18 protein-coding genes are annotated in these 16,687 nt (G+C 55.9%); 11 read left to right on the forward strand and 7 right to left on the reverse strand.

Features of this window, described 5'->3' with window-relative positions; all coding sequences use genetic code 11:
* Positions 1-32 precede the first annotated feature (32 nt).
* A complete protein-coding gene (gene ddlA, locus OC597_RS03340) occupies positions 33-1,136 on the reverse strand; it encodes a D-alanine--D-alanine ligase (protein ID WP_261251897.1) in 1,104 nt (367 codons plus the stop codon).
* Between the two features lie 169 nt (positions 1,137-1,305).
* Between ddlA and OC597_RS03345 the strand changes: the two genes are divergently transcribed.
* The 4 genes from OC597_RS03345 to OC597_RS03360 all read left to right on the forward strand — a co-directional run bounded on the left by OC597_RS03345 (position 1,306) and on the right by OC597_RS03360 (position 5,372).
* Positions 1,306-1,509 carry a ParD-like family protein gene (locus tag OC597_RS03345; protein ID WP_262207435.1) on the forward strand — a complete coding sequence of 68 codons (204 nt, stop codon included), beginning with the start codon at positions 1,306-1,308 and terminating at the stop codon, positions 1,507-1,509.
* Positions 1,506-2,300, forward strand: a complete 795-nt coding sequence (map, locus tag OC597_RS03350; RefSeq protein WP_112350153.1) for a type I methionyl aminopeptidase — start codon at positions 1,506-1,508, stop codon at positions 2,298-2,300. Before OC597_RS03345 ends, map begins: the two co-directional genes overlap by 4 nt.
* 117 nt (positions 2,301-2,417) lie before the next feature.
* Positions 2,418-4,136, forward strand: a complete 1,719-nt coding sequence (dld, locus tag OC597_RS03355; protein ID WP_261424662.1) for a D-lactate dehydrogenase — start codon at positions 2,418-2,420, stop codon at positions 4,134-4,136.
* Positions 4,137-4,520: 384 nt separating this feature from the next.
* Positions 4,521-5,372 (forward strand): DMT family transporter, encoded by an 852-nt coding sequence (locus OC597_RS03360; RefSeq protein ID WP_261251894.1) that lies wholly within the window; start codon positions 4,521-4,523, stop codon positions 5,370-5,372.
* A gap of 54 nt (positions 5,373-5,426) precedes the next feature.
* Here the strand turns inward: OC597_RS03360 and OC597_RS03365 are convergent, their stop codons facing one another.
* Positions 5,427-6,017: a Yip1 family protein gene (locus tag OC597_RS03365; protein ID WP_261251893.1), complete on the reverse strand. Its 591-nt coding sequence runs from the start codon at positions 6,015-6,017 to the stop codon at positions 5,427-5,429.
* 204 nt (positions 6,018-6,221) lie between these two features.
* Here OC597_RS03365 and OC597_RS03370 point away from each other — a divergent pair, with 204 nt between their 5' ends.
* The 5 genes from OC597_RS03370 (at position 6,222) to OC597_RS03390 (ending at position 10,280) form a co-directional block, all read left to right on the forward strand.
* Positions 6,222-6,692, forward strand: coding sequence for an acyltransferase (locus OC597_RS03370; RefSeq protein WP_261283934.1), 471 nt, complete (start codon positions 6,222-6,224; stop codon positions 6,690-6,692).
* Positions 6,689-7,231: a GNAT family N-acetyltransferase gene (locus OC597_RS03375; protein WP_261251891.1), complete on the forward strand. Its 543-nt coding sequence runs from the start codon at positions 6,689-6,691 to the stop codon at positions 7,229-7,231. Before OC597_RS03370 ends, OC597_RS03375 begins: the two co-directional genes overlap by 4 nt.
* Before the next feature lie 104 nt (positions 7,232-7,335).
* On the forward strand, positions 7,336-8,172 hold the full coding sequence (locus tag OC597_RS03380) for a DUF1460 domain-containing protein (RefSeq protein WP_262207438.1): 837 nt from the start codon (positions 7,336-7,338) through the stop codon (positions 8,170-8,172).
* A gap of 133 nt (positions 8,173-8,305) precedes the next feature.
* On the forward strand, positions 8,306-9,118 hold the full coding sequence (locus tag OC597_RS03385; protein WP_261283931.1) for a MetQ/NlpA family lipoprotein: 813 nt from the start codon (positions 8,306-8,308) through the stop codon (positions 9,116-9,118).
* Between the two features lie 136 nt (positions 9,119-9,254).
* Complete coding sequence (locus tag OC597_RS03390; protein WP_262207440.1) at positions 9,255-10,280, forward strand: MerR family transcriptional regulator; 1,026 nt, start codon at positions 9,255-9,257, stop codon at positions 10,278-10,280.
* Positions 10,281-10,286: 6 nt separating this feature from the next.
* Here the strand turns inward: OC597_RS03390 and OC597_RS03395 are convergent, their stop codons facing one another.
* Positions 10,287-11,165: a LysR family transcriptional regulator gene (locus OC597_RS03395; RefSeq protein ID WP_262207442.1), complete on the reverse strand. Its 879-nt coding sequence runs from the start codon at positions 11,163-11,165 to the stop codon at positions 10,287-10,289.
* Positions 11,166-11,263: 98 nt separating this feature from the next.
* On the opposite strand from OC597_RS03395, the gene OC597_RS03400 reads away from it, so the two are divergent.
* Positions 11,264-12,193, forward strand: coding sequence for a DMT family transporter (locus tag OC597_RS03400; protein WP_262207444.1), 930 nt, complete (start codon positions 11,264-11,266; stop codon positions 12,191-12,193).
* Between the two features lie 101 nt (positions 12,194-12,294).
* Positions 12,295-12,837: a GNAT family N-acetyltransferase gene (locus OC597_RS03405; protein ID WP_261283926.1), complete on the forward strand. Its 543-nt coding sequence runs from the start codon at positions 12,295-12,297 to the stop codon at positions 12,835-12,837.
* 38 nt (positions 12,838-12,875) lie between these two features.
* On the opposite strand, the gene OC597_RS03410 is transcribed toward OC597_RS03405, so the two are convergent.
* The 4 genes from OC597_RS03410 to OC597_RS03425 all read right to left on the reverse strand — a co-directional run bounded on the left by OC597_RS03410 (position 12,876) and on the right by OC597_RS03425 (position 16,644).
* Positions 12,876-13,799 (reverse strand): DUF808 domain-containing protein, encoded by a 924-nt coding sequence (locus tag OC597_RS03410; protein ID WP_261251884.1) that lies wholly within the window; start codon positions 13,797-13,799, stop codon positions 12,876-12,878.
* A gap of 84 nt (positions 13,800-13,883) precedes the next feature.
* Positions 13,884-14,288 carry a VOC family protein gene (locus OC597_RS03415; RefSeq protein WP_261463102.1) on the reverse strand — a complete coding sequence of 135 codons (405 nt, stop codon included), beginning with the start codon at positions 14,286-14,288 and terminating at the stop codon, positions 13,884-13,886.
* A 161-nt stretch (positions 14,289-14,449) separates the two neighbouring features.
* Positions 14,450-15,379: a D-alanyl-D-alanine endopeptidase gene (gene pbpG, locus OC597_RS03420; protein ID WP_261463101.1), complete on the reverse strand. Its 930-nt coding sequence runs from the start codon at positions 15,377-15,379 to the stop codon at positions 14,450-14,452.
* Positions 15,380-15,540: 161 nt separating this feature from the next.
* Positions 15,541-16,644, reverse strand: a complete 1,104-nt coding sequence (locus OC597_RS03425; protein ID WP_261283924.1) for an adenosylhomocysteinase — start codon at positions 16,642-16,644, stop codon at positions 15,541-15,543.
* Positions 16,645-16,687 lie beyond the last annotated feature (43 nt).

A 16,687-nucleotide genomic window follows, 5' to 3' on the forward strand; every position in this document is an offset into this window, starting at 1 on the left:
GAGGGGCGAAAATCTATTCGCCCCTCATTGTTTTACCGATCAAACACCGAGCTGTTCAGCGCGCGGTCCTGCTGATGACGCTCCAACGCCAATTCAATCAGGCGGGTGATCAGTTGGCTGTAGCTGACGCCGCTGGCGGCCCACAGTTTGGGATACATGCTGATATTGGTGAAGCCCGGCAGCGTGTTGATTTCGTTGATTACCACGTTGTTGTCCGGCGTCAGGAACACGTCGACACGCGCCAGACCGAAACACTCGAGCGCCCGAAATGCTTTCAGCGCTACATCGCGGATTTTATCACTCACTTCTGGCGCAATCGCCGCCGGCACTATCACCTGAGCGCCCTGCTCATTGATGTATTTGGTGTCGTAGGAATAGAAGGCGTCGCTCAGCACGATTTCGCCACACAGGCTGGCCTGCGGCTCGTCGTTGCCCAATACCGCGCACTCAATCTCACGGCCGACAATCGCTGATTCCACCAGCACTTTATGATCGAAGCTGAATGCCAGCGCTACCGCAGCCTCATAGCCGGCGCGATCCTGCACCTTGCTGACCCCTACCGAAGAGCCCTGATTCGCCGGTTTCACAAACAGCGGCAGCCCCAGGCGTTCACTGAGTTGTTCAAAACTGTATTTAGCGCGGTTGTTGCGCGTCAGCGTCACAAAAGGCGCCACCGCCAACCCGGCATCACGCAACAGACGTTTGGTGACGTCTTTGTCCATGCTAACCGCTGAACCCAGCACACCGGCACCGACAAACGGCAGGTTGGCCATCCGCAACAGTCCCTGCAACGAACCGTCTTCCCCCAGCGTGCCGTGCACAATGGGGAACACCACATCGAGCTGGCCCAGCGCACCGGCGCTGCCTGACTCGATCAGTTGTTGCTTTTCCTGGCCGGGGATCAGCGCCACATTTTTATTTGAGCGGTTCAAGGCAATCAGCGCCGGGTTTTCCGCATTCAGCAGGTAATTGGACGCATCGTTAATGTGCCATTGCCCCTGCTTGTCGATCCCCAGCAGCGTGACGTCAAATTTATCTTTGTCGATTGCATCCACAATATTTTTTGCCGACTGCAGCGAAACTTCATGCTCCGCCGATTTACCGCCAAAAATCACCCCAACACGTAATTTGCTCACGCCCTAAATCCTTCTGAAAAATCAGTGAAAAAAAGTCGTTTATCACAATAAACGCATTGCCCGACGGCGGCAATCATTGTGACCCGGAATCTTCCTATGCCACAGATAGCAACATTCGCACCATCCAAACCATATACACTTCGTATATAAATCGCTTAGGGAGCAGCCTATGGGCATAGTAAAAATTTCGGACGTGCTGCATGACGATCTGCGCCTCGCCAGTTTGACGATGACGCGCTCGATCAACGCGCAGGCGGAGTACTGGATAAAAATCGGCATGTTGGCGGAGTTCCATCCGGAACTGACCTACCCGCAACTGGTAAAAAAAATGATGAAAGATAACGTGCTGACCTTGAAGGAGATTATCGGGTGAAAGAGATTGTGATCAAAACGTCGGAAGAGATTGCCAAAATGCGTCACTCTGGCGCCCTGCTGGCGCAGGTGTTTGCTATGCTCGATAAGGTGATTGTCGAGGGCATCTCCACCATGGAGATCAACGACCGCACCGAGGCCTTTATCGTCAATGAGCTGAAATCGCGCCCGGCCAGCAAAGGGCAGTACGATTTTCCTTATGTGCTCAATACGTCGATTGACGACGTGATCTGCCATGGCATTCCGTCGGTCAGCAAAATTCTGCGTTCCGGCATGATCGTTAACGTCGACATTACGCTGGAAAACGACGGCTATATCGCCGACTCCAGCAAGATGTACTGCATCGGCCAGACCACACCGCTGGCCAAGCGGCTGGTGAACAATGTGTATGAGTCGCTGTGGCAAGGCATCCGGGTAGTTAAGCCGGGGGCGACGCTGGGCGATATCGGCCATGCTATTCAGCAACACGCCGAACAGGCTGGCTACAGCATCGTGCGTGAATACTGCGGTCACGGCATCGGCCGGGATATGCACGAAGAGCCGGCGGTACTGCACTTTGGCCAGCCGGGTACTGGTATGGTGCTGCAGGAAGGCATGGTGTTTACCATCGAACCCATGATTAACCAGGGCGATCACCGGATTAAGCAAAAGAAAGACGGTTGGACGGTGGTGACCCGCGACAAAAAGCTGTCTGCTCAATGGGAGCACACCGTAGCAGTCACCGCCGACGGCGTGGAAATCCTGACGCTGCGTGAAGAAGAGCGTCAGGCCGGTTACGCAGATCACTACTAAGTTAATAAGTTATTAGGCTGGCAAATTAATAAACCATTAAATGATTACCCTACGAACTTCAGGTTATCGCCAACAACGCGCGGCTTGCAAGACGACGGGTACCACAGGGAGATCGGCATGACGCAGTCCACCAGCGCGACCCACCAGGCGTTTCTCAATCAGCTCAAAAGTATCGTCGGCGGCCCGCAGTTGCTGACCGGCGAACGTAGCACCGAACGTTATCGCAAAGGCTTCCGCTCTGGGGTTGGCCAGGCGCTGGCGGTGGTGTTTCCGACGCGCCTGTTGCAACTGTGGCAACTGCTGGAGGCCTGCGTCGCCGCCGACAAAATTGTCATCATGCAGGCGGCGAACACCGGTCTGACCGAGGGGTCAACGCCCAGCGGCAATGACTACGACCGCGATGTCGTCATTATCAGCACTCTGCGACTCAATCATGTGCAGGTGCTGGACAACGGCAAACAGGTGGTCGGTTTCCCAGGCAGCACCCTTAATCAGTTAGAAAAACTCCTGAAACCTTACGGCCGTGAGCCACATTCGGTGATCGGCTCCTCCTGTATTGGCGCTTCGGTGATCGGCGGTGTGTGCAACAACTCCGGCGGCTCGCTGGTCAAGCGCGGACCGGCCTATACCGAAATGGCGCTGTACGCCCAGTTGGGTGAAGACGGCCAACTGCGGCTGGTGAACCATTTGGGAATTAAACTTGGCGATACGCCGGAGGAGATCCTCACCCGATTGGAAAAAGGTGACTACCGCCCGGAAGATGTCGAGCACGGCGAACTGCGTGCCTCCGACAACGAATACGCCAGCCGGGTACGCGATGTGAATGCCGATACCCCGTCCCGATTTAACGCCGACAAACGCCGCCTGTTCGAAGCCTCCGGCTGCGCCGGCAAGCTGGCGGTATTTGCCGTACGGCTGGATACCTTCGAGAAAGAAGGTAAAGAGCAGGTGTTTTATATCGGCACCAACAACACCGCCGTCTTAACCGAACTGCGTCGTCATATGCTCAGCCAATTCGACAACCTGCCGGTGGCCGGCGAGTACATGCATCGGGATATTTTTGATATCGCCGAAGTGTACGGCAAAGACACCTTTATGATGATCGACAAGCTGGGCACCGATCAGATGCCCAGCTTCTTCACCCTGAAAGGCCGCATGGACGCCAGCCTCAACAAGCTGCCGCTGCTGCCGCACAACCTGACCGATCGGCTGATGCAGGGGTTGAGCCACCTGGCCCCCAGCCACCTGCCGAAACGGATGAAAGACTACCGCGAACGCTTTGAACATCACCTGCTGCTGAAAATGGCCGGTCCGGGCGTTGAAGAGGCTCAGCAGTACCTGAACCAGTACTTTGCCCAGGCCGACGGCGAGTTCTTCGTTTGTACCCCGGACGAAGGCAAAAAAGCTTTCCTACACCGCTTTGCCGCCGCCGGTGCTGCCGTGCGTTACCATGCAGTGCATGCCGACAAGGTTGAAGATATTCTGGCGCTGGATATCGCGCTGCGCCGCAACGACACCGACTGGTTCGAAACTCTGCCGCCGGAAATCGATAGCCAACTGGTGCACAAGCTGTATTACGGCCACTTTATGTGCCACGTGTTTCATCAGGACTATGTGGTGAAAAAAGGCGTCGACAGCCATGCGCTGAAAGAGCAAATGCTGGCGATCCTCGACCAGCGCGGCGCAGAGTACCCGGCGGAACATAACGTCGGCCACCTCTACCCGGCCAAGCCCGATCTACAGGCGTTCTACCGCTCTGCCGACCCGACCAACAGCTTTAACCCGGGCCTGGGCAAAACCAGTAAGCGCAAACACTGGGTCGACAATAACCAGTAATGTTATTTCTTTCAGCCAGTGCCCCCGTCATTCGGGGGCCAGGGCCTGGCCGGATACTTTGTTAGTTTTATGTTGCACAGCCCACTGGATTTCACTATCTTGGAATAGTTAATCACTCCCTGCATTCAGGAATATCAATGACTCAGTTTGCGCACATGAAAGATCCTGCGAACACGACCCTTTCGGCCGTCGTTCTGCTGTGCGCATCCTCTGCCCCACCTGCCGTTTTCTCTGTCGTCTCTGCGGTTGCTGCTTACCCACCACGCTCTGTGGTTGTGCGCTAAGCCAAACCGAATTCTCACCTCCAGCTTTATTTGATTTGCGTTCAGGCAAAGACTGCCGTGCATGCTGGAGTTTGTTACTTTCACGACAGGTGAAAACCAAATGCGATTTATTTCCCAATGGGCCAACGCCGGCCTGGCAACGCTATTCGTCCTGCTTTGGAGCAGCGGCGCCATTTTCTCTCGCTGGGGGCTGGAGCATGCTTCCGCCTTTGCCTTTTTGTTCTTCCGTTGCGCTATCGCGCTGGCACTGCTATTGGCGATCGGCCTGTGGCAACGGCAATGCCTGCCCGTGCCCGGCACCCGACGCCGCGTGGCGCTTATCGGGCTGCTGATGATCGGCAGTTACCAGATATGTTATCTGCTGGCGCTGGAACAAGGCATTACTCCCGGCGTATTGGCGACGCTGCTTGGCGTTCAGCCGATCCTCACTCAGTTCATTACCGAACGCCGCTGTTCTGGGCTGCGCGGCCTTGGGCTGCTGCTGGCGATGGCCGGGTTAACGCTGGTGGTGTATCAAAGCCTGATGGTTGCGCACTTTTCGCTGCTCGGCATGCTGTGTGCCTTTGTCGCCCTGGGCTGCATGACCGCCGGTACGCTGCTGCAAAAAGGCCTGGCCCAGCCGCCGTTGGCCGTGTTGCCGTTGCAGTACGCCGTCGGGTTGCTGATGTGTACGCTGGTGTTACCCTTTGAACCGCTGCGGGTCGATTGGAGTGCGGCATTTATCGTACCGCTGCTGTGGATGGCGGTGGTGATTTCGGTGTTGGCGACCTTTTTGCTGTACCGACTGATCCAACGCGGCAATCTGGTGCAGGTCACCAGCCTGTTTTATCTGATCCCGGCGGTAACCGCCCTGCTCGATTACCTGCTGCTCGACCACGCGCTGGCTGCCGTTAGCATGCTGGGAATGGCGGCGATTCTGCTTGGCGTGATACTGGTATTTCGCCAATCCTGAATAGCAAAAGCCCCTCACGCCAGACCGGCGTGAGGGGCAATATCAAAACAGATTTCAGAACAACCAGGAACCATACCCCCACAGCAGTACCGTGACCCCAAGCAGCAGCTCAAGCAGCAGGATACCGATGGCAAAGGTGGAGCTGGAGAAGATAAACCCTTCCTTACTGTCGATATTCAGGAAGTGAGGTATGCCCAGATTCAGCAGATAGCCCGAATAGCACAGGCCAATCACGCCGACAAACAGGCACAGCCACACCACGGGATACAACGCCACAATACCGCTGAGGAACATCGGGGTAGCGATGTAACCGGCAAACACCATGCAGCGATGCAGACTGGGACGTACTTCATAACGCCGAGCCATCCAATGGATCACTTTCCCCATGATGGCCACGCCCGCCAGCATCAACAGGTAAAAGGCGACCGCAGTGTAGGATGCAGTGAATGTATCGAGCCGGATAGCATGTCCTTCGCCGGAGAGCCAGCCCAGTTGGGTGGTGCCGATAAAGGCACAGATTACCGGGATCAACGCCAGCAACAGCACATGGTGGGTGTAAAGGTGCGAGACGCTTTCGTTCTCGCTTCTAATGTGTTCGAACTCGGTGCTTGGATGCGCCAGAAGTCCCCAAACATGACTAACCATGAGACACCTCCTTCATCGCCGTAGGTCGCGATCGGCGAACGAATTTACCCCTCTGACGGATTGCTAACCGTACGAGGATTGCGGCCACGGGGCTCTCTCCCCTGTACTAATTATAGTCTTTCGCTGAAAAAGCGTTCGGAAAGCACAGACGTGGCGACAGTTTGTTTTATAATTCCCCCCTGCGTCACTGCCGTGAGGAATGTCATGTCATCCGCCATTCGTGTTCTTCAGGCCGGTATTGTCGATGTCGACGCCGGTCAAAATGTCACCGTAGTTCAGCCCTGTAATCTATATGGCTGTAGACTCGGCGATGGGGTATTTGTCGGCCCCTTTGTTGAGATCCAGAAAAACGTCAGCATTGGCGCCCGCAGCAAAATCCAGTCGCACAGTTTCATCTGTGAATATGTCACCATCGGCGCCGACTGTTTTATCGGCCATAACGTCACCTTCGCCAACGATCTGTTTAAAGATGGCGCCCCCAATGCCGACTCCACGAGCTGGGGTCGTACGCAAATTGGCGATCATGTTTCCATCGGCTCCGGCGCCACGGTACTGGCGGTGGAGATCTGCAGCGGTGCGGTGATTGGTGCCGGTGCGGTGGTCACCAAAAACATCACCCGTAAAGGGATCTATGCCGGGAACCCGGCGCGTTTGCTGAGGGAGCTTGCCCCATGAGCCAGGCGATCCAAATTACCCCGGTCAGCCGTTTACCCGACGGCTACCTGACCGGCTGTGACTTTAGTTTTCACATCGCCCACTACGCCCAACCGGTGTTCGATACTCCGATCGACAACTGGCCGCTGCTGCCGGTCACCCCCTTTCGCAAGCACTACCCGCTGGCCCCGTTCGTCAATGACGAAAGCGAAACCTTTCTGGCCCGCCATCGCGGCGAGCCGGTTGGCCACATCACGCTGAGCAATAACTGGAACGGCTACGCGCTGATTGAGGAAATTGTGGTCAGCGCTCACGTACGCCGTTTGGGTGTCGCCACCGCACTGCTGGAAACGGCGCGACAATGGGCGCAACGCCACGAAACCGCCGGGCTGATGCTGGAAACGCAGAACACCAATCTGCCCGCCTGCCGCTGCTACCAACGCTTTGGGTTTATCCTTGGCGGCATAGACCACCTGCTGTATCGCGCTCAACCGGACATCGCCGATCACGAGATCGCCCTGTTCTGGTACCTGCCGTTTAACAGTGAAATCGGTTATTAAGCGTTAGCCAAACGTTGAGGCTATGTTTAAGTTTTAACCTCTCCAGCCATGGTGAGAACTGTTATCATTTGCATGATAACGTGCCGAAACCATTGGAGGGTAAAATGTACAAGGTTGTTTCATTGATATTGGCTATTGCGCTTGGCGGCTGTACCGATAAAATTCAGGTTGGGCAAACGCCTGAACCCATCACTACCCTACCTGCAGATTTCAAGGCCAGCATGGATAACTACACGTTAAACAAACTCAATCAGCTTCTCGCCCTGCGCGCCGCCGCGCCGGCAGAACAGCAGCAGGATAGCGGTCGCATGATCGATCTGCTGTCCAAACCGTTCCTCGGTACGCCCTACGTTGCCAATATGCTGATTGGCTCGCAAGAGACGCCGGAAAAACTGGTGATCGATTTCCGCGGCCTGGATTGCTTTACCTATATTGATTATGTCGATGCATTACGTCAGGCGAATACTCAGGCAGATTTTGTCCAGCGACTGATTCACATCCGCTATGCCAACGGTGATATCAACTTCCTGCAACGCAAACATTTCTTCACCGATTGGTCACATCAGGTCAAAACCAACGTGACGGATATCACCGCTACGCTCAGCCCACACACCGTGACGCTGGTGAAAAACCTGAACCAAAAAGCGGATGGCGGCAGCTATCTGCCGGGTCTGAAAAACGTTCAGCGCAGCATTACCTATCTGCCCAGCGATTTTATCGACGGCCAGGTGCTGGCCCAGTTGCACACCGGTGATTACATCGGTATTTACACCCACCTGGCAGGGCTGGACGTCACTCATACCGGCATTTATATCATGACCGAAAACGGCCCGGTGCTGCGTAACGCCTCTTCGCGTAAAGAAAATATGCAGGTGGTGGACTCGCCCTTTATGGATTACGTGCAGGCCACGCCGGGCATCGTGGTACTGCGCGCCAAATAAAAGTGCACAATAAAGCTTCCTGTTATTAGCTAGAAGCCTTTGTGCTGAGCAAGCATTTGACTTCCCCACGGGTTCAGGCTTAGCTAACAGCACAAAACCAACTGATTTAATTGTTTTTTTCAGGGAGAAGTCGATGACTCAAAGCTGGCGTTTCACCCCTCTGCTGGCGGCCTTCGCCGCCGTACTGGCGCTGCAAGGCTGTGAACAAAAAACCGATCAGAATCATATCAAGGTCGGAGTAATCAACGGCGCAGAACAGGACGTGGCGGAGGTTGCCAAACAGGTAGCGAAACAGAAGTACGGGCTGGAGGTTGAACTGGTCGGTTTCAGTGGTTCGCTGCTGCCCAACGACGCCACCGACAAAGGCGAGCTGGATGCCAACGTCTTTCAGCATCGGCCGTTCCTTGAACAGCAGAATAAAGATCATGGCTACAAACTGGTCGCGGTGGGCAATACCTTCGTGTTCCCAATGGCCGGCTATTCGAAAAAAATCAAATCGCTGAAAGAGCTGCAGGACGGCGCGGTGATTGCCATCCCGCTGGATCCCACCAACCTCGGTCGTGCGCTGCTGCTGCTGGAAAAAACCGGTCTGATTACGCTCAAACAGGGTAAAGGACTGCTGCCGACTTCGCTGGATATCAGCGCCAACCCGCATAACTACAAGATTATGGAGCTGGAGGGAGCTCAGTTGCCGCAGGTACTGGACGATCCCAAAGTCGCCGTGGCCGTCATCAGTACCACTTACATCAACCAGACCGGCCTGACGCCAACCAAAGACGGCATTTTCATCGAAGACAAGGACTCGCCGTACACCAATATCATCGTGACGCGTGAAGACAACAAAGATGCGCCGAACGTACAAAACTTCATCAAGGCCTACGAGTCGGATGAAGTGGCCCAGGCCGCAGAGAAAATCTTTAACGGCGGCGCCGTAAAGGGCTGGTAATCAACCCATTAATTTCAATTGCGGGTTCTATTAATGGAACCCGCAACTTCCCCCGAAAATATCCTCATCCCGCCTATTGACCCTCACGCCACGTCAGGCTTTAGTATTCCTGCACGCACAAGGGAGGAGCACACTCATGCTATTGAAAGTTGGCGAACTGGCCCGCCGTTCCGGTATCACCGTCAGGACGCTGCATTATTACGACAGCATTGATTTGCTGGTTCCTTCTGCGCGTTCCGACGCTGGGTATCGCTTATATAACCGGGCTGACATCACCCGCTTGCACCATATTCAGGCGCTGCGCCGCATGGGTGTTACGCTGGCGGAAGTCGGGGCAATTTTGGCTCGTTCAGGAATGACACTGACTACGGTGATTGAGCAGCAAATTACCATGTTGGAGCAGCAACTGGTGCAAACCGCCGCGCTACGCGATCGTCTGCAACATATGCATGCACAGCTTACCGCCGGGGATGAACCGGAACTGAACGACTGGCTGACTACGTTGGAGTTAATGACCATGTACGATAAATATTTTACCGCAGACGAGCTGGCGCAACTGCCTTTCTATCAGGCCGATCCGCTACGTAATCAGGAATGGGGCGAACTGGTCAGCAGTATCCGCCAGTTGATCGACCGCGGTGCCGCACCACAAGAATTGCAGGCGCAGGCTCTGGCCCGACGTTGGATGCTGATGCTGGAACGTGATACTGCGGGCAACCCGGCGTTCCTCACCCGGCTTAACGCCATGCATGCCGATGAGCCCTCAATGCGCGAACAAACCGGTATCACCCCGGCGATGACTGACTATGTGACCCGGGCATTTGCCGAAACCAAGCTTTCGATCTATCAGAAATACCTGTCGGCAGAAGAATATGCCTATGTACGTCAACACTACTTTACCCGCCTGCAGGAATGGCCGGCGTTGATCGCCCAATTCCATCAGGCACTGAATGAGGGTGTGCCAGCAGAGTCCGGACAGGCAAAACAGCTGGCGGCGCAATGGCTTGAGCTGTTCCAGTCCTATGCCGGTACCGATCCTGCCACCCAGATGAAAATTCGCCAGGCCATGGAGCGGGAGCCAACGCTGACCGAGGGCACCTGGCTGACCCCGCCGTTGCTGCGTTACTTGCAGCAGGCGGTGGCACAGTTAATGCGCGGTTAAACCCACTCAGCTCAGGTTATCCACCAGCCGGGTGATACCCGGGACACCCGCGTAGCAGTCCAGCAAAAACGCCGTCACCGCGGCGATACCCGGTGCATGGCGAATGTCGTCATGCACCGTTAGCCAGATTTCACGTTGTAACGACTGCGCTGCTGCCAGAGGTTCAAGTCCCAATTCTTGCCCGACAAAATGCGGTAACAGCGCGATACCTGCACCGGCTGCCGCAGCCGCGGCCTGGATCATCAAATCGTTACTGCGCATGACCAGCGGACGCTCTCCGGCTTGCTCCTGCAGCCACTTCTGCTGCACAGAGGCCGCCCGCTCGTCGTGATAACCGATAAACCCCCGCTCCGCTTTCGGCGTCACCCGCAGATAGTTCGCATTGGCATACAGGCCAAACTCGACGGTGCCAATTTTTCGCGTGACCAGATCGCTTTCGCTGACGCGGCTAAGCCGAATGGCAATGTCCGCCTCGCCACGCAACAACGAAACGTTGGCCGTCTCCGCCAGCAGGATGAGTTGTAAATCTGGATAACGCCGCTGCAATTGGGCAATGCGCGGCGCGATCAGCTTGAGCCCCATCACCGGTGGCACACTTAGCGTCACCTCGCCCGCGACGCCCTGTTGCCCATTAAGCGCGCTGCGGCTAATGGCAAAAGCGTTAAGCGTCATACTGTCCCCCTGTGCCGCGATGCGTTGTCCATCGACGGTCAGCAAGTAGCTACGCGGACGGCGATCAACCAGTTTTAATGCCAGTGCCATCTCCAGGCTGGCGATTCGCCGGGCCACGGTGGCGTGATCAACCTTCAAGCTGCGGGCCGCACCCGACAGCGATTTTTCACGGGCGAACACCATGAAATAGTGCAGATCTTCCCAATTGAACATGGGTGTTTTCTCACATCAACAGTGAACATATAGGGAGTATTACCGCGAAGGTTTAAGGCGCAAGCTATTTTCTGTTTATTTCGCCACCACAGGAAATCATGATGAAAAACTCGCTGCCGCTGGCCTATCTGGGCGTGATTATCGCCACCTTCTTCTGGGGCACCAACTTTAACGCCGGTGCCTATATCATCGCCCACCAGCCGCCGATCACCGCGTCGATTGAGCGTTTCAGCCTGGCGACGCTGGCACTCTTGCTGTTCTTCGGCCTGCGTGGGCAACTACGCCTCAGCACGTTGAAAAATAATTGGCCGGCTTACCTGGGACTGGGTGTACTGGGCTTTACGCTATTCAATCTGTGCACTTTTTTCGGCCTGCAATCCACCACGCCGGTCAACGGTGCCCTGATCCTGGCCACTACGCCGCTGTGGACGCTGGTATTCGGCGTGATCTGGGAGAATGAAAAACTGAACGGATCGCGTATTGCCGGTCTGTTAGCCGGTTTTATCGGCGTGGTATTGGTGATTACCAAAGGACAGATCCAAACGCTGTTGCGGCTGGAAGTCAGCCCCGGCGACGGCATTATTTTACTCGGCAGCCTGGCCTGGGCGTTAAATATGGTGGGCACCCGCCGACTGGTGCACAACGCCAGCGCCATCGAAACCACCAGCTATTCGATGCTGTTCGGCACCCTGGCTCTGCTACCGCTGGGGTTTATCTTCGAAAACCCGCTGCAAAGCCTGACCACCGCTAGCCTCAGCGTACACCTGGCCGTGGTTTATCTGGCGCTATGCGGCTCGCTGCTGGCCTACCTGTTGTGGTTCAACGGACTGGAAAAAATAGGCTCGGTTCGCACCGCGATTTTCTTTAATCTGGCGCCGGTTTTCACTATGTTGGTGGCGACACTCACCGGTACTGCACCCAACGTCTGGCAACTGGCTGGGGCAGCCTGGGTGATCCTCGGCGTCCTGTTGGCCTCCGGCATATTAACGCGCCTGGTACAACGACGAACGACGAGCGAACAACCATAGAATTTTCTTATCTTCAGTATAAGAAAGCCCAATTTACCTTGTCGGCGGGGGCGGCGCATAATGCGCTTATCTTCTGATTTTTCAAGGTAAACAGGAACACTATGTCCCACGCTACCCCGCTGATACTCGCCGATGCCACGCCAGACGACATGGCCTCCGTGCAGCAAATTTACACCCATCATGTGTTGTACGGTGCCGCGTCGTTTGAAGAAACACCGCCGACACTGGAGGAAATGCAGCAGCGACTCAGTAAGGTGCAAGCAGCGGGGCTCCCCTGGTTGGTGGCCAAATGCGATAGTCGGGTGGTGGGGTACTGTTACGCCACCCCTTATCGCCCGCGCCCGGCTTATCGGTTTACCGTGGAAGAGTCGGTGTATGTCGCCGACGGGCAGCAAGGCCAGGGCATCGGCAAAGCCTTATTGGCCGAACTGATCGCCCGCTGCGAGTCAGGCCCCTGGCGCCAAATGTTAGCGACAGTCGGCAATGCCAAAGAAAATCAGGGCTCGCTGGCCCTGCATCAGACTCTGGGATTTTGCAGCGTAGGCACGCTAAAGGCGGTGGGTTTTAAGTTGGGTGAGTGGCGCGACACTCACATTATGCAGCGCGTACTGGGCGAAGGTGACAATAGCCTGCCACAGCAGTGATAAAACGGGTGCGAAAAAAGATGCACCCGGCGATATTATCAGGCTTTCAAACGTCCCCGGATCGCGCCCAGAGCCGAAACCACCAGCAGCACCACGCCCCCGGCAATCAGGCCAAATACCACGTTGAGCAATGCCGGGATCACACCCTGCAGGATCTGGCCGAAAGTTGGCACTACGGTGGCATACGACGCCCAGTCCTCAAACAAATGGTGCACCGGCGGCAACCCGTGGGTCAGAATGCCGCCCCCAACCATAAACATGGCGATGGTACCGACGATTGACAGCGTCTTCATCAGGTAAGGTGCGGCGCTGACAATGCCGTTACCGATTGAACGCACCAGCGCACTGCTTTTGCGGCTCAGGTACAGCCCCAGATCGTCGAGTTTAACAATACCGGCCACGATGCCGTAAACCCCCACCGTCATCACAATCGCGATACCACACAGCACGATCACCTGCTGGCTGAAGGTGGCACCCGCCACGGTACCCAGCGTAATGGCAATGATCTCGGCGGACAGCACGAAGTCGGTACGTATTGCCCCTTTCACTTTGCGTTGTTCGTAGGCCGCCACATCTTCATTGGCATCCAGCGCCTCTTTTTTCTCTTCACCACCCGTTTGCTTGCTATGGGTCAGGCTGTGAAACACCTTCTCAAACCCCTCGTAGCACAGGTAGGCACCGCCCACCATCAGCAGCGGTGTAATGGCCCAGGGAGCAAATGCGCTGATCAGCAATGCCAGCGGCACCAGGATCGCCTTGTTGATAAACGACCCTTTGGCCACGCTCCACACTACCGGCAGTTCGCGATCGGCCTTTACCCCGGAAACCTGTTGCGCATTCAACGCCAGATCGTCCCCCAATACGCCGGCGGTTTTTTTCGCCGCCATTTTGGTCATTAGCGAGACATCGTCCAGCAGTGAGGCAATATCATCGATCAAAGTCAGTAAGCTACTTCCGGCCAAAGCGGTTCATCCTTTTAAATTCATCAGTTGTCACCTGTTTAGCATAGCGGCAACTGATTTTGAATAGGCTAAGTTCGAAGCTTATCAACCCGCCTCGCCTGCCGGCACATTCAGTTGCCAGGACAGGCCGAAGCGATCGTTTATCCAACCGAAACGCGCGCTAAAACCATAGTCATCAATCGGCATCAACACTTCACCGCCCTCAGCCAAACGGGCGAAAATCCGCTCCAGTTCCGCGTCAGTGGCAAAATTAACGAAAAGTGACACCGATGGAGTAAAACTGAAATCATGGCTAACCGGGCTATCGGTAAACACCAGACTATGCCGTTCGAAGTCGATGGTCGCCAGCCTGACTCGTCGTGGCCCCTCATCGTCTTCATCATAATGCTGCAACTGTTGAACCTTGAAACCGGCGAATAACTCGCTATAAAGATCAATAGCCTGCTGGGCCTGGCCCTGGAACATGACAAAAGTAGAAACTTTGCTCATGGGATGCCGTCCTCATGCACGATAGGATATTCATTAATGATAGCGGATCGATTAGCGCCGCGACTCTAGCCAAGGTAATGGGAGATATCGCTGACGGCAAGGATAAGGCGGCATTAGGGAGAAATAACGGCCCGCAGAGACTCCGCAGGCCGCAGAACGGATTATTCGCTTTCGTTCTTCGCCAGACGGGCGTCTTTCTGACGACGATAGTCACGGGCGGCGGCCGGGATCGGCGTCACCTTACCGGTTTCGATCCAGGTGCGCAGACGGTTGGCGTCGGCGAAATGGGTATACTTGCCGAAGGCGTCCAACACCACCAGCGAGACTGAGCGACTGCCGATCATGGTACGCATGACCAGGCAATGCCCCGCTTCGTTAGTGAAGCCGGTTTTGGTCAACTGGATGTTCCATTTCGGGTTGTACACCAGATGGTTGGTGTTACGGAACGGCAGCGTATAGTTCGGATCCTTGAAGCTGGCCATGCGTTCGGTGGTGGTACTGAGCTGGCCAATCAGCGGGTATTGCTTGGTAGCAATCAGCAGCTTGGTCAGGTCACGCGCGGTCGAGACGTTATGAATCGACAACCCGGTCGGCTCCACGTAACGCGTGTTGGTCATGCCCAGTGATTTGGCTTTGGCATTCATCGCCTTGATAAATGCGCCGTAACCGCCCGGATAATGGTGTGCCAGGCTGGCAGCGGCGCGGTTTTCTGACGACATCAGCGCCAGTAACAGCATATCTTTACGGCTGATTTCGCTGTTCAGACGTACGCGCGAATAGATCCCTTTCATCTCCGGCGTCTGATGAATATCCACCGACAGCATTTCATCCATCGGCAAATGGGCATCCAGCGTCACCATCGCGGTCATCACCTTGGTGATAGAGGCGATCGGCACCACTTCATCCGGGTTGCGCGCATAAATCACATTGTGGGTTTGCATATCCACGACCATGGCGCTGCCGGAAGCCAGCTCAGGCTGGATGGCCCGAACGGCGGCGTTATTTTCGCTGGCCAGCGCGCGCGGCGCGATGCCTGCTCCTGCCTGCAATGCGAGCAGGGTTAGTACCAAAACACGTATTTTCACATGCATTACTCTGTGACGAAGAAGATGAAGGTCTTATTTGGCCGAATTATATGTGAGGGATCTGAAGTTGGCACTGGGATTATGCCAGCCGATTTGTGACAAATTCTGTCGGACAGAAAATTGTTCAAACCGCGAGCGCTCTGGGATTAGCGCCCGCAAGGAAAAAGTTACAGTGCCGGTTGCCAGGCCGACTGAGGCAACAGGTATAAACCGGGTTCCTGGCGTGCCCCTTCACCCACGATATGACCAATGCCTGCCGCCATCACCGCCAGCGTCACATCAAAAGCATTCAGGCTGTCGCCGTAGCCCGCTGTCAGGTTGAACATCGAGCCATTGGCCAGCAAATAGAGCGTTTTCTCTTCCAGTTGGTAGGCGTTTACAAACGGCATAGGCTCGCTGTGCGGCAGGTTTTGCAGGAAGCCAACGTCAATTTCCGCCGTCACATGGCCGACGTTGAGAATGAACACCCCATCTTTCGCCTGCTGCAGATGCCGCGCCGACAGCACGTTTTTCGCCCCGGTCGCGGTGGCAATCACATCGGCCTGGCTCACCGCACTGGCGAGATCGACCACCGCCCAGCCGTCATAGCGTGCCTGCAGCGCCCGCGCCGGATCGATTTCCGCCACTATCACCTGCCCGCCGTAGGCTTTCGCCGCTGCCGCCACACCCTGGCCAACCAAACCATAACCGATCACCAGCACGCATTTTTCATGCAGCGTTAAATGGGTGGTCTGGAAGAAGGTATGCCAGGCGGTCAGACCGACCATATGCCGATTATGCAGCCCTTCTTTCACCGGTAAGTCATCCCAGTTGAAAATCGGATAGCGCGGTGCCATGCCATTCAGTCGGCTGATGCCGGAACCGGTGGCTTCCAGCCCGGCGATAATCTGTGGGCCGTCGGTTGACTGATGCAGGCGGGTGGTCAAGTCCGCCCCCATTTCACACAGGTGAGTCGGCGCCCAGGCCAGTGCGCGGTCGAAGGATTCGGACCAGTCGGCGTCGCTCATGTCCCGCCAGGCGTGGGCCTCGGCACCGCGGCGCTCCAGCCACGCAACCACGTCATCCTGTACCGTGGTCGGGTTGCAGGTGGTCAGATAGATTGCCGCCCCCTTGTCCAGCAGGCCCGCCACCAGCGGCGCCATTTTCAGATCCAGATGCATATTGCACGCCAGTCGCACGCCGTTTAAATCCGGCAGCGCAGCTACCGCAGCCCGGGTGCGTGGCATATGGCGCATCGCCCAGTCCAGTTCGCTCTCAAAATCCTGATACATCTGTTGCTCCTCTACTGCGCCGTGCCACCTGGGCACGGCAGAA

The sequence above is a fragment of the Serratia proteamaculans genome, assembly GCF_946227095.1.
Classification (GTDB): Bacteria; Pseudomonadota; Gammaproteobacteria; order Enterobacterales; family Enterobacteriaceae; genus Serratia; species Serratia proteamaculans_E.